The sequence below is a fragment of the Glaciimonas sp. GG7 genome (assembly GCF_052976905.1).
Genome location: NZ_JBRIIQ010000054.1, coordinates 14082 through 27965, shown reverse-complemented (window position 1 = coordinate 27965; position 13884 = coordinate 14082). Strand labels below are relative to the sequence as shown.

Sequence of the window (13884 nt, the reverse complement as noted above, 5' to 3'; positions counted from 1 at the left end):
ATCGTCAACATATCCACGGGCCTGACCCGCTTTTCCTATCCTGGATACGCAGCCTATGCAGCCATGAAGGGCGGGCTTGAGGTCCTCACGCGCTACATGGCCCAAGAACTTGGCGAGCGCGGCATCGCCGTCAATACCGTGGCACCAGGTGCGGTCGAAACCGATTTCCGCGGTGGTGCCGTGCGTGACAACCCGCAGGTAAAGGCAGGTATTGCCAGCCAGACCGCACTCGGACGGGTCGGATTGCCCGATGATATCGGCGCAGCCGTCGCAGCCTTGCTCTCCGAGGATAACCGCTGGATTAATGCGCAGCGTATCGAGATATCGGGCGGCGTTGCTATCTAAGTGACCACCTCAGGACGCATTCGGCAATGCGTCCTGTACCTGCTCCAGCCTCCATCATCCCCTCCATTTACGATACAAATTGTCACAAGCATTACCAACTTGTATTAGTGATTTTGCGCGGCTCTCCTAGACTAAAAATGAGGAGGGAATAAGAGTCAAACAAGACTCAAAAGCAATTTCCAATGAGGTGATGACATGAAAAAGAAAGCAGTTTTTTTATGGCTGACAGCGCTAATGTTGTCGTTAGGAAGTAGTCTGGCGATCGCACAACACTCAGGCGGCGGTGGATTTCATGGGAATGGTGGAGCCCAATTCCATGAAAATGGACAGTTTCATGGAGATCGGGGACACCACGATGGCAGATTCTTCCGCGATTTTCGCGGTCATCGCGTGTTCATTGATGGCGGCCCATTCTTCTTTGCACCGTTCTTTTATGACGGGGTATATCCCTATGACAACCAATTAATCTATATTCAGCCAAGCGCAGACGCAGATTACAGTTATTACTGCAGGAGCCCAGCCGGTTACTACCCTGATGTTCAACGCTGCCCAAGCGGATGGCTACGGGTTAGACCAGACGATTCATCCTATTAGAGGGGTGAGGCTGTACCAGGAGAGACTACTGGTCAAATCAGGGCTGATTTTTCACAAGCCGGGCTAAACGTATATACTTTCGCCACGTCAAATCGACTGAATTTCACAGCCTTTACCACCAAGAGCCTCTAAATGACTATTTCAATGTACTCCTCATCCGTTCCTGTTTTCAAACAAATCCTCAGCGCGCTAAGCAATGTTCTGACCATCGCAGAAACGCACGCCACCGAAAAGAAAATCGATCCAAACGCGTTTCTGCAAGCACGCCTGTTTCCAGACATGTTTGCGCTGACCCGTCAGGTGCAAATTGCTGCTGATTTTGCCAAAAGCGTCTCCTCCCGCCTGGCCGGTATCGATGTTCCGGCATATGACGACAACGAGCAGACCTTTACCGAATTACAAGCACGCATCGCGAAAACGCTGGCATTCATCGACGGCCTGACAGAAGCGCAAATGCACGGCAGTGACACGATGGAAATCGTCTTGCGTCCGGGTACACCAAAAGAGAAAAAACTGACCGGCCAAACGTATCTGCTGCAATACGGTTTGCCGCAGTTCTTTTTCCATGTGACGACTTCGTACGATATTCTGCGCCACAATGGCGTTGAAATTGGCAAGCGTGATTTTATGGGTGCTTATTAAGTAATAAATTTAGCAATGAATTAAGCAATTAATTTATTGCCCAATTTATATAATTCGTCTTCACGCGACCTCCGGGTCGCGTTTTTTATGGGTGCTGCGTAAATTCAACTGAAATGCTAAACATAAAAATATCAATAACAATGCGTATATTTCATAATGACGAAGCATGTATAAAACGGTAATATCTGCCTATAAGCAACATGTTTAAGCAATCGACTATGCGCATTCAGACTATGAGGCGCTACCTAATTCCATATAATATGTTGAAGACAGTCCATCCGCTGCAGCAGCCGACGCTGGAAGGGCTAAGCACACGGGAAACCGTGTCACCCCGGCAAGCAGGGCCTAACTTACATTCGCCTGCTTCCAGCAGCCTCTTTTCAGTGCGTCCAAGGGATCCGCAAGCGCTACGTATGCGCCGCTTCTATATGGCTGCAGGCACATCTTTGCTGGCAATCTGCCTGATGTTCGCCTGCTATGTGGAAGGCGTTTTATCCGGTGCCGCGTTCTTGCAAAGCGCCGCCCTCGTTCTACTGGCAATTCTCATTTTTTACAGCCTGTTCCGTAGCGGATTCAATCTCAAGTTTAGCGATCCGAATCTCGCCATTCACCAAATGTCGGCAACCACCCTCGTTATTCTGTACACGATGTACGCAGCCGACGGGGGACGGCCTGTATTCGTCATTCTCCTGATGATGGCCTTTCTGTTTAGCGTGTTGCAACTATCGAGCCGGGCGTTAATCCGGTGTGCTGCCGGGATTTTGACTGGCTACGCTGCGGTCATCGGCTTGCTGTGGCAATTCAAGCGGCACTCTCTGAATTTGCCGCTTGAATTGCTGCAATGGATGTCACTTGCCCTGACCCTGCCCTGGTTCGCGATGATGGGTGGCTTTATCAGCAAATTACGCAGCCGATTGCGCCAAAACAATCTGGATTTAGCGGCGCAAAAAGCAGCGCTCATCCTGGCGCACGATGAAGCCTCTGCGGCACGCGCCACGCTAGTTGATGCCATCGAAAGCATGGCCGACGCCTTCGCCCTGTTCAACGCGGAAGATCATCTCGTTTTATGCAACCGCAAATATGTTCAGAGTTTTACCTCTTTTTCTCATTTCGAAGACATCGCAGGCATGCGCTTTGAAGATCTGGTCCGCTTATCGTTAGACAAAGGAGAAGTCATCGAGGCGGCCTTTGAAGGGAACCGCGAAGCCTGGATCATCGAACGCATCCGCCGTCATCGCCAACCCGAACCTGAACCAAGCATGTTCCAACTGGGCGATGGCCGTTGGTTTCATGCCAACGAGCAGCACACACGTAATGGCGGCATTGTCGGCATACGCAGGGATATCAGTGCACAGAAAGGGATCGAGCAGCGTCAGGCAATGGAGCATGCTGTAACGCTCTTACTGGCCCAATCCGACACCCTTAGCCTGGCCATCCCGAAAATCATTCAGACCATGTGCGAAATGCTGGAGTGGGACTGCGGCATCTGCTGGCAGTGGGACAAAGCAGAGCAACGCTTACAGTACAGCGCTGGATGGAGCGTAGCTTTAGACGAGGTAATGGCGTTTGTGGCCCAGGATAAGCAAGCCGGCACGACAGTGGGAGAAACAGAATTGATTCAACGTGTCTGGAACAAGGACGAGCCGATCTGGATCGCCGACATCTCTAAACCAGAGCATCCATCTGATACATCTGTTTCGCTATCCTCTGGCACCGCGGCCAAAGCCGGACTGCGCAGTGCATTTGCATTCCCGATCAAGATTGGTACAGAGCTCTACGGCGTCATGAAATTCTATGCCCGAGATAGTCGCAAGTCCGATGCTGCACTACTCGACGTGACACGTTCCATCGGTTTGCAGATTGGCCAATTCATTGGACGTAAAGCAGCCGAAGACGCCATCTGGCAATTAGCCTTCTATGACCAACTCACGTGCCTGCCCAATCGGCGACTCCTGATCGACCGACTGCAACTCGTGGTGGCGAGAAACACCCGCCACAAAGAACTCAGTGCATTGTTATTCATCGATCTGGATAACTTTAAAATCATTAACGACACCCTCGGCCACGACAAGGGCGATCTCTTGCTGCAACAAGTCGCCAACCGCCTGGTCAGTTGCGTACGTGCAGCAGACACCGTGGCGCGTCAGGGCGGCGATGAATTTGTTGTCATGATCAATGAACTCAGTACCAACAGTGAAGAAGCAGCCCTGCAAGCAGAAGTCATTGGCGAAAAAATCCTCACGCATCTCAACTTGCCCTATCAACTTGGCGAGCATGTCTATCGCAGTACGCTCAGCATCGGCATCGCCCTCTTTGACGGCCATGCCTCCGCAGACGATTTACTCAAACGCGCCGACCTTGCCATGTACCAGGCCAAGTCTGCCGGTCGTAATACCTTGCGCTTCTTCGAGCCACAAATGCAGGCCGCCGTCACCGCACGCGCCGAACTGGAAAGCGATCTGCGACTCGGGCAACAAGACGCGCAGTTTGTGCTCTTTTATCAGGCGCAGGTAGATCGCAACGGACATTGGACCGGTGCCGAAGCCCTGATTCGCTGGCAACATCCGGAACGCGGCTTAGTGCCGCCGGCCGAGTTCATTGCCGCCGCCGAGGAAACCGGATTAATTTTATCGCTTGGACATTGGGTGATAGAAACCGCTTGCAAGCAACTGGCAACCTGGTCGCGCCGAGCGGAAACATCGCATCTGACTTTGGCCGTCAATGTCAGCTTCCGCCAGTTCTTGCAGCCGAATTTTGTGCAGCAGATCGCCGCTATTCTGGGCAGCACCGGAGTCGATCCCCACAAACTCAAGCTCGAACTGACCGAAAGTATGCTGCTCGATAATATGGAAGATATGCTCGTCAAGATGCGTGCACTGAGGGCTTTAGGGGTCCGCTTCTCGCTCGATGATTTTGGAACCGGCTACTCATCGCTATCCCACCTCAAACGACTACCGCTCGATCAACTCAAAATCGATCTGAGCTTCATCAGAGACGTCCTCACCAACCCCAAAGATGCCGCGATTGTGCGCACCATCGTGGCCCTCGCCCAAAATTTGGACCTTGCGGTGATCGCCGAAGGCGTGGAAACGGTGCTGCAGACAGACTTCCTCGCCGACAATGGCTGCGATGCGTATCAGGGCTATTTATTTAGCAGACCGCTACCACTGGAACAGTTTGAATCGCTACATCGGATGGCAGTTGCGTCAGAAAACATAGCCGATTTCAATATTCCATTAGCCATTAGCCAACCATAGCAATCAATTCAGAAAGGCTGGCGATCTGAGCGTCAGGAATCTCCGGCACTCTTTCCGAAGCTTGCCCGAAGCGATTGCACCACAACACGTGAAAACCGAACGCTTTGGCGCTATACGCATCCCAGCCGTTCGAGGATACAAAACAGATCTCATCAGCTTGTAAACCAAACCGATCCAGCGCCAATTGATACACCGACGGATGCGGCTTAAATATGCCGGCATCGTCGGCCGACAGCACGGCATCGAGCAAATGACCGATACCAGCGCTCTTCACAGCGCTGTCCAACATCGCCGACGAACCATTCGACAGAATCGCGCATTGCATGCCATTGGCTTTTAACGCCGCCAACGTCGCATCCACCTCGGGATAAGCGCGCAGCCGCAAATACAGTCCCATTAAATGCGCTCGTAATTGCGGCTCTGTCAGCGCCAGGCTGTCCAGCGCGAAATCGAGCGCGTCGCCCGTCACCTCCCAAAAATCCGCATAGCGCCCAGTCAGACTACGCAGCCATGTGTACTGAAGTTGTTTGGTGCGCCAGATTTCAGCCAGCGCTTGCCATTTTCCACCTAGCATCTCTTGCGACTGTTCGGCTGCACTATTGACATCGAACAAGGTGCCGTAGGCGTCAAAAACGCAGGCGCGAATAGCCGGAAGCCTAAGACTTGAAGCGGATGCAGACATTGTGTATTCCCAAAAAAAAGAGGTTGGATTGGACCCCACAATACCATGGACCATCTCAAATTCGCTCACCGCGATATTTTACATAACGCATAAATAATTATTATCATTATTCCAATTTCAACTATTTTCACAGCACCCTCGAGGTTATCGTATTGCTGATACTCTGGGTGCTCCTGCAAAAAAGTATCCACTCTCCCCTATAAAGACGCCTCCAGACTATGCCCGACGCCATCCATTTTTACCAACCTTCACAAGGCCATCGCCTGCCGCACGATCCGTTCAACGCCATAGTCGGCCCGCGCCCTATCGGCTGGATTTCATCGCAAAATGCCGAAGGTGGCCTCAATCTGGCACCGTATAGTTTTTTCACCGCCTTCAATTACACCCCGCCCATCGTCGGCTTCTCCAGCATCGGTCGCAAAGACACGCTCAACAACATCGAGGCCACTGGTGAATTTGTCTGGAATTTAGTGACGCGCCCATTAGCCGAAGCCATGAATCAAAGTTGTGCCGCCGTCGGCCCAGAGGTCAACGAATTTGCACTGGCAGGACTCACCCCGGTGGGATCGACCATCGTGCGCCCGCCTCGCGTGGGCGAAAGTCCGGTCGCCTTTGAATGTCGCTTAACGCAGATAGTCCAATTGCGCGACGTATCAGGCTTCGAAGTGGAAAGCTGGCTGGTCTTGGGCCAAGTCGTCGGTGTGCATATCGCCAAATCCTTACTTGAAGACGGCCTCTACAGCACTGCCGCTGCGCAACCGATACTGCGCGGAGGCGGACCCGCTGATTATTTTGAGACGCTACCGGAAAGTTTGTTTCGCATGCATCGTCCGAGCCGGTAGGGTCGCCTGTTCGATCAACTTATTGCAGCCTCTGAAGGGTTGTGGGGATACGTGTATCATCGTCAGAGGCGGTGCGCAACGTCACCGCGGCGTCACAAAACCGTCGCACAATATTCCCCTGCACAACTAAAAAAGGATCTTCAGCATGATTAAATTCTATTTTCATCCGTCCCCAAACCCACTCAAAATCGCCCTCTTCCTCGAAGAATCCGGCTTGCCGTACGAAGCCATTGCAGTGGACACCCGCAAAGGCGAGCAGCACTTGCCCGCCTTCATGCAGATCAACCCGAATGCCAAAACACCTGCCATCGTTGACGGCGATGCGACCGTCTTCGACAGCAACGCCATCCTGCTTTATCTCGCCGAAAAATCCGGCCAGTTCCTGCCCGAGAACACCCCCGCCGCACGCGCCCAGATGCTTTCCTGGCTGATGTTTGTCGCCAGCGGCATTGGCCCCTATTCCGGTCAGGCGGTGCACTTTAAACACTTTGCCCCAGCGCCAAAAGAATACGCAGTCAATCGCTATATGTTCGAAGCAGAACGCCACTACGCCATCCTCGACGCGCAACTGGCAAAGCACCGCTACATGCTGGGCGACACCTACACATTGGTCGATATGGCAGTCTGGGGCTGGGCACGCGCCGTACCGTTCATCTTCGGCGCTGATGCATGGAAAACATTGCCGAACCTAAAACGTCATCTGGACGAAATCAACGCCCGTCCGGCAGCACAACGCGCAGAAGAATTGAAAAACAAATTCAGCTTCAAAGCAGAGATGGACGATGAGGCCCGCAAGCAAATGTTTCCGCAGAATGCGCGTCTGGTTGCCTAGGAGCCTCCAATGACACAACCGACACAACCCGCACCCAGGCCACCCTTACCGCCATTCACACCTGAGACCGCCCGCCAAAAAGTGCGCGCAGCCGAAGATGGCTGGAATACGCGCGACCCGGAACGGGTTGCTTTGGCCTACACGGTCGACAGTACCTGGCGCAACAGAGCCGAATTCATCACCGGCCGCAAAGAGATTTTCGAGCTACTCACCCGCAAATGGAACCGAGAGCTAGACTATCGCCTGATCAAAGAACTGTGGGCCTTTGCCGACAATCGTATCGCCGTACGTTTTGCGTACGAATGGCATGACGATGCCGGTAACTGGTTTCGCTCTTACGGTAATGAAAATTGGGAGTTCGACGCCGATGGTTTGATGGCCGTGCGACACGCCAGTATCAACGATCTGCCGATCAAAGAAACCGAGCGCCTGTTTCATTGGCCGTTGGGGCGCCGTCCGGATGATCATGCCAGCCTTAGCGATCTGGGACTTTGATGTCAATATCGTCGTTCCCTGAAAAGCCGTTTCTATTTTGAAACGGCTTTTTATATCAGCGTGCAACATTTTTCAAAAACCGTTTTCAACAATCGTTGTCTATGGCCTTCACAGCCAAAAGATGAAAGGACAAACTTACCTAGTCACACACATCAGCAGCAAACATCGATAGTTAAAATTAATTGAATACAATTTAATAATTAATTTTACATATCGATCGAAACTCCCTACACTCCAGTAATACCAATTCACAACCCCTTAAAAGGAAAAACACAATGTCTTTGATTAACTCAAAAGTTAAGCCATTTAAAGCACAAGCCTACCAAAACGGTAAGTTCATTGAAGTGACAGAACAGTCCTTATTGGGCAAGTGGTCTATCGTGATGTTTTACCCTGCTGACTTCACTTTTGTTTGCCCTACAGAATTAGAAGACTTGGCTGACCACCACGCCGAGTTCCAGAAAATGGGCGTTGAAGTCTACGGCGTATCGACCGACAGCCACTTCGCTCACAAAGCATGGCACGACACTTCAGAAGCCATCAGCAAAGTGCATATTGCACTGATCGGCGATCCTACTGGCACGCTGTCACGCAATTTTGAAGTCATGATCGAAGAAGACGGTATGGCACTGCGCGGTACTTTTGTCATCAATCCAGAAGGCCAGATCAAGGTCCTGGAAGTGCATGACAACGGTATCGGCCGCGACGCTTCAGAACTGATGCGTAAAGTTAAAGCAGCGCAATACGTCGCAGCCCATCCAGGTGAAGTTTGCCCGGCAAAATGGACTGAAGGCGCAGCTACATTGACACCATCGCTTGATTTGGTTGGCAAGATCTAAATAGCAAGATAGACGCCGACGGGGAATTCTCCCTGTTGGCTTCACAAATTTTTTGGAATGGAAAAAAAGTCATGCTAGATGCAACTCTCAAAGCCCAGTTGAAAACCTATTTGGAAAAGGTCGTGATGCCCATTGAGATCATAGCGTCTCTTGATGATAGCGATAAATCGCGCGAACTCCAGGCCATGCTCCAGGAAATCCTTCTGTTGAGCAGCAAGATTTCGCTCGTTGAAAAAACCGATGACGATGAGCGCAAGCCATCCTTCAGCATTAACCGCCCCGGTACCGATATCAGCGTGCGCTTTGCCGGTATCCCGTTAGGCCATGAATTCACCTCACTGGTGTTAGCGCTGCTGCAAGTCGGTGGCCACCCGGTCAAGCTCGACGAAGCAACGATCGAACAAATCCGCAATCTGGATGGCGACTACCAGTTTGAAACCTATATTTCCCTGTCATGTCAGAGCTGCCCTGAAGTCGTGCAAGCGCTCAATGTCATGTCCATCATCAACCCACGTATCCGCACCGTGACTATTGACGGCGCGCTGTTTCAAAAAGAAGTTGAGACACGCCAGATCATGGCTGTGCCGACCATGTACATGAACGGTGAAGTATTCGGTCAAGGTCGTTCCGGCGTAGAAGAAATCCTCGCCAAACTCGACAGCGGCGCATCCGCCCGTCAAGCCGCGCAACTCAGCACCAAAGAAGTATTCGACGTCTTGATCGTCGGCGGCGGCCCTGCTGGTGCAGCTGCAGCCATTTATGCAGCACGCAAAGGTATCCGTACCGGCGTCTTAGCTGAGCGCTTTGGCGGTCAGGTTCTCGACACATTGGGGATTGAAAATTTTGTCTCCGTGCAAGCTACCGATGGCCCGCATTTTGCCGTCGCATTAGAACAGCACGTCAAATCGTACGAAGTCGATATCATGAATCTGCAACGGGCTGACAGCCTCAAGCCAGGCAAGCTGATCGAAATCAAAACCGCCAGCGGCGCGATTCTGAAAAGTAAAACCGTGATTCTGGCAACCGGCGCACGTTGGAGAGAAATCAACGTTCCCGGCGAGCAGCAATACCGCAACCACGGCGTAGCGTATTGCCCGCATTGCGACGGCCCGCTGTTTAAAGGCAAGCGCGTAGCGGTCGTCGGTGGCGGTAACTCCGGCGTCGAAGCCGCCATTGATCTGGCAGGTATCGTCGGCCACGTCACCTTGATTGAATTCGGCGCAGAGCTGCGTGCCGATGCCGTCTTGGTCCGCAAACTGAAAAGCCTGTCTAACGTGGTCATTCACACTTCGGCGCAAACGACTGAAATTACCGGTGACGGCAAAAAAGTCAACGGTTTGATCTATACCGATCGGATTTCCGGCGAAACCAAAAAGGTGGAGCTAGAAGGCGTATTCGTTCAAATCGGTCTGGTGCCCAACACTGAATGGCTCAAAGGCACGATCGCTTTATCGCGTCACGGCGAAATTGAAATCGATGCCAAAGGCCAGACCTCGATCCCCGGCGTATTTGCCGCAGGCGACGTCACCACGGTGCCATTCAAGCAGATCGTCATTGCTGTGGGCGAAGGTGCAAAAGCATCGTTGGGCGCTTTTGATCACCTGATCCGGTCTTCGTTTGATGATGAAGAAGATATGACATCAGCGAGCGCTGTAGAAGAAGTTGCGCTGGCTGAATAACTACTTTGGTTGTCGGACATTAAGTAAAAAACCGCCGGGCTAGCCTGGCGGTTTTTGTTTGTAAATCGTTCCAAATGAAGCGTGATATCGACGCAAAATTTGAAAAATTACACGATGGAATAACTTGGCTTCAATGGATGACAGGCCTGATCATTGCTGGCACAACAACCCTCATCCTGAAATCATTTTTCTAAGAATAAAATAAAGAAATTGACGTTGATTGGCAAAGACAATGCAATCCTGCAAGCCGCTCTGCTCGAAGCGGCTTTTTTTATGCCTGAATCACAGATCATCCCGGGATATTAAAAGGGGTGAAATTTCCCAATGGCAACGAATAACAAAAACCAGCCATCGCATCCATCGTCTGATCGAAAGGGGGATAATGTCGATCAGCCTTTCTCACTTTTTCTTCGTTGCCAGGAGCAACCATAATGACCCCACAAGAAACCCAACCTCTGCAAGATTTTTTAACCCAACTCGTTGCCGTACGCGGCGTTGCAAAAGACCCGCAAGCCGAGGCACTGATTATCAGTGCCGTCGGGCAACAACCTGACGCAGCCTATCTTTTGGTACAACGCGCCCTGCTAATGGATCAGGCACTGGCTACCGCAAAGACGCAAATTACAGCGCTACAACATCAGATACAAACGATGCAGCCAGCGCCGGTCAGTAGTTTTCTAGACGTCAATGCGTGGGGCAACAGCCCAACGGCGGCTGCCCGCCCGGCGGCCCCGATGGTGATGCCGACTGCGCCTATGCAAGCGCCGTTGATGCAAAATCAAGCGCCAGCAGCCGCACCGGGCTTCTTTGGCGGCGGCATGGGCAACGTACTCGGCACTGTTGCGGCAACCGCAGCAGGCGTGGCTGGCGGTGCGTTCTTATTTCAGGGAATTGAACATTTGATGCACCCCAACAGCGGTGCGGGAATGATGAATCAAGCCGGGATGATGCCAACATCTGCGCCAGTAGAAAACACGACCATCAATAATTATTACGGGGATAGTTCGAGCGACAATTCCAACGATGACAACCAAAGTACGGACGACACGACTAGCTATGACAGCAGCGACGATGACTCTTCGGTCGTTTAATGAGCAGCTGCAAATAAGCATGGGGGAAGAAATTCACCTCCCCCCATGCAGTTGTTCAAAGGAGCCTGGCAGCCTGTCGGACGATATACAACGTTGAACGACCACAAGCGTCAGATCATCGCAACATTACGCATCAATACATTTTTTCTGCACCGGCACTTCGTAAAATCTCACATTATTACGTCCGCTTTGTTTGGCCCAATACATTGCCGTATCCGCACACTCAATCAATGTATTAGCGTCTGCACCATCCTTGGGATAGGTCGCCACGCCAATGCTGCAACCGAGCAATATCTCTGTCCCATTGACCGTCAGCGGGACCGCCATTCTTTTCATGACGCGTTCGACAGCGGTCAAAATTTCCTTGCCATTTGTACGTTCGGCCAAGACCAAAAGAAATTCATCTCCCCCTAACCGTGCCACGGTGTCGCTTTCGCGTACGGCAGACTGCAATCGTTTCGCTACCGAACTGAGGACCTTGTCCCCGGCTTTGTGCCCGAACGTGTCGTTGACCTCCTTAAAGTTATCAAGGTCGATAAACAAGACCCATACCGCGTGCGAATAGCGATCCGCATAGGTCAACGCCTGGTGCAAGCGATCTTGTAACAGCGCACGGTTGGGCAAGCCGGTGAGGACATCGTGTAATGAAAGATGCTTGATGCGTTCATCGATTTCCTTACGCTCAGTAATATCTTTTCCAACCCCGTGATAACCGGTAAAAGTGCCATGTTCATCAAACTGCGGATCGCCCGATACGCTCATCCACTGCGGTCTAAGATTTTCACGCTGCACAGAAAATTCAAAATCCGAAAATTGCTGATGTGCATGCAACACTGCCTTATGGGCCGCCCATTGTTCAGGCGTGAGCGAAATCGGCGTTTCCCAGCGTGTCTTACCGATAAAGTCATGACCCGTAACGCCGCTTCGGATCGCCGGTACGTTCAGCCCATTGGTCAAGGCGACAAAACGGAATTCTTCGTCCTGCTCCCAGTACCAATCGGACGACAAGTCGGCCAAACTGCGGAACCGAGCTTCACTCTTGGCAAGCTCTGCGGTGCGTCCAAGTACGCGCTGCTCCAACTCCGCATTGGCTAAGCGCAAGTCTTTTTCGGCTTGTTCGCGGGCCACAATGCCATTGTGTAACTCGGCGTTAATCCCCTCTAGCTCAAAGGCCCGCAGCTCGCGCGACCGAATCGCATCTTGCAGGGCACTCGCCATATGATTGAGGGAGTGGCCGAGTACGGCAAATTCATCTTGCCCTTCAGAGGCCGAACGCGTGCGCAGATCACCAGCGGCGATACGTTTAGCAAACGTCATCGTCTCGCGAATCGATGTCGTTATGCGCCACGATACCGCCAATGCAACAGCCAATCCCAACACAACAGCAATCAGTGCGCCCACCTCAATCAATACTTCGGTGCGGTGTGCTTTTTTGCCGATGATCGCGCGCGCTATTTCACTTTTAGCTAATGCATTGGTATGCAAATGCTCCAGATACGGCTCTATCGTCTGTGCAGCTGCCAGATAGCGACTATTTTTGACATCGATTTGATGCATCGTGTCGACATATGCCCGAAACCGTGCACCATAGACATCTGCCAATGCGATCAGTTGGCTACCGCGGTTACCTTTGATACCAACCGACACCGCTTTTTTAAATTCCACGAGCGCCGTTTCCGCAGCCCGACTATCGATCTCCCGTGTACGTAATACATAATTCTTTTCGTATCGACGCAGTGTCAGAAAAGCGATCATGAGCTCAGGATCAGCGGTCTTATTTATCAATGCTTCAATGTGGTCGGCCGTGTCGCGAAACTCCCCTTCCAGTCCAGAGTCGATATACCCCAACTGTCCATGCAGTTCGACCACGGCAAGAAAATCTGTTTCATAGTGATCGATCGCCTCTGCAACATGCGCAATTTGTTGTACCGCATCAGGATTGCCTACCAGTTGACGCATCTGGGCTAACGAAATACGTGCAGCAGCAAGCTCTGCCTGCAACAGCATCACATAGCGCGACTTGGTTTCCTCAAAACCGAATTCGTGATACGTCATCAAAAACGCTTTTTCATAGCGACGTGCGTTCATCATGGAAACAATGCTCTTTTGGCTTAATACCGCTGTTTTGACATCAACCTCAAGCAAGTGATTGAAATCGTCAACGGTAGTGCGTTCGCCGACAATCGCCAGCGCCGCCACCAAAAAAAACAGACCAAGCACAACGCCAAATCCCGCGACCAGACAGACGCGCAAAGTCAATGAACCAATGCTAAAAATATGTCTTATTTTTCGCCACAATTGGGCTTTAATGGAGGACAAAGCAATCATTCCTGATACGGGACAAAGCCCATTTTTCCGATGCAATCGACTACCGGCGAGGTGAGCAAATAGTCCATTGATTTTTTGGCCAAACCACTAAAAAATCGGCGCGTGACAATTGCACCAGGAAGCCATAAAAGACTTTCCACGACCGTGCTAGCAGGAACGGTATCCGATGTATTGTTGCGAATGCACGCACTCAACAGCTTGCACGAAGCCAGCAACGCCAGAGTGGCGATGATGCAATATGGCGGCATAAGCATCCGT

At 51.7% G+C, this 13884-nt stretch carries 13 protein-coding genes; 10 read left to right on the top strand and 3 right to left on the bottom strand.

Going from position 1 to position 13884, the window contains the following annotated elements; genetic code table 11:
• The 4 genes from ACVBEF_RS13365 to ACVBEF_RS13350 all read left to right on the top strand — a co-directional run.
• A partial coding sequence (locus ACVBEF_RS13365) for an SDR family NAD(P)-dependent oxidoreductase (RefSeq protein ID WP_447124439.1) occupies positions 1-345 on the top strand: 345 nt, incomplete at its 5' end.
• Positions 346-540: 195 nt separating this feature from the next.
• Entirely contained in the window at positions 541-939 is a 399-nt protein-coding gene (locus ACVBEF_RS13360) for a hypothetical protein (protein WP_447124438.1), read from the top strand.
• Positions 940-1071: 132 nt separating this feature from the next.
• A complete protein-coding gene (locus tag ACVBEF_RS13355) occupies positions 1072-1581 on the top strand; it encodes a DUF1993 domain-containing protein (RefSeq protein ID WP_447124437.1) in 510 nt (169 codons plus the stop codon).
• A gap of 260 nt (positions 1582-1841) precedes the next feature.
• Positions 1842-4838, top strand: a complete 2997-nt coding sequence (locus ACVBEF_RS13350; protein ID WP_447124436.1) for a putative bifunctional diguanylate cyclase/phosphodiesterase — start codon at positions 1842-1844, stop codon at positions 4836-4838.
• On the opposite strand, the gene ACVBEF_RS13345 is transcribed toward ACVBEF_RS13350, so the two are convergent.
• Positions 4825-5520, bottom strand: a complete 696-nt coding sequence (locus tag ACVBEF_RS13345) for a haloacid dehalogenase type II (RefSeq protein WP_447124435.1) — start codon at positions 5518-5520, stop codon at positions 4825-4827. The genes ACVBEF_RS13350 and ACVBEF_RS13345 overlap by 14 nt on opposite strands.
• 218 nt (positions 5521-5738) lie before the next feature.
• Between ACVBEF_RS13345 and ACVBEF_RS13340 the strand changes: the two genes are divergently transcribed.
• From ACVBEF_RS13340 to ACVBEF_RS13315, 6 genes are all read left to right on the top strand, one after another.
• Positions 5739-6362 (top strand): flavin reductase family protein, encoded by a 624-nt coding sequence (locus tag ACVBEF_RS13340; protein ID WP_447124434.1) that lies wholly within the window; start codon positions 5739-5741, stop codon positions 6360-6362.
• A 145-nt stretch (positions 6363-6507) separates the two neighbouring features.
• On the top strand, positions 6508-7194 hold the full coding sequence (locus ACVBEF_RS13335) for a glutathione S-transferase family protein (protein WP_447124433.1): 687 nt from the start codon (positions 6508-6510) through the stop codon (positions 7192-7194).
• Positions 7195-7203: 9 nt separating this feature from the next.
• Positions 7204-7689 (top strand): nuclear transport factor 2 family protein, encoded by a 486-nt coding sequence (locus tag ACVBEF_RS13330; RefSeq protein WP_447124432.1) that lies wholly within the window; start codon positions 7204-7206, stop codon positions 7687-7689.
• A gap of 275 nt (positions 7690-7964) precedes the next feature.
• On the top strand, positions 7965-8528 hold the full coding sequence (gene ahpC, locus ACVBEF_RS13325; RefSeq protein WP_447124431.1) for an alkyl hydroperoxide reductase subunit C: 564 nt from the start codon (positions 7965-7967) through the stop codon (positions 8526-8528).
• A 71-nt stretch (positions 8529-8599) separates the two neighbouring features.
• Positions 8600-10207 (top strand): alkyl hydroperoxide reductase subunit F, encoded by a 1608-nt coding sequence (gene ahpF / locus ACVBEF_RS13320; protein ID WP_447124430.1) that lies wholly within the window; start codon positions 8600-8602, stop codon positions 10205-10207.
• A 431-nt stretch (positions 10208-10638) separates the two neighbouring features.
• A complete protein-coding gene (locus ACVBEF_RS13315) occupies positions 10639-11298 on the top strand; it encodes a DUF2076 domain-containing protein (protein WP_447124429.1) in 660 nt (219 codons plus the stop codon).
• A gap of 126 nt (positions 11299-11424) precedes the next feature.
• Here ACVBEF_RS13315 and ACVBEF_RS13310 read toward each other — a convergent pair whose 3' ends face one another.
• On the bottom strand, positions 11425-13617 hold the full coding sequence (locus ACVBEF_RS13310; RefSeq protein WP_447124428.1) for a diguanylate cyclase domain-containing protein: 2193 nt from the start codon (positions 13615-13617) through the stop codon (positions 11425-11427).
• A gap of 5 nt (positions 13618-13622) precedes the next feature.
• Positions 13623-13874 carry a hypothetical protein gene (locus ACVBEF_RS13305; RefSeq protein WP_447124427.1) on the bottom strand — a complete coding sequence of 84 codons (252 nt, stop codon included), beginning with the start codon at positions 13872-13874 and terminating at the stop codon, positions 13623-13625.
• Positions 13875-13884: the final 10 nt, after the last annotated feature.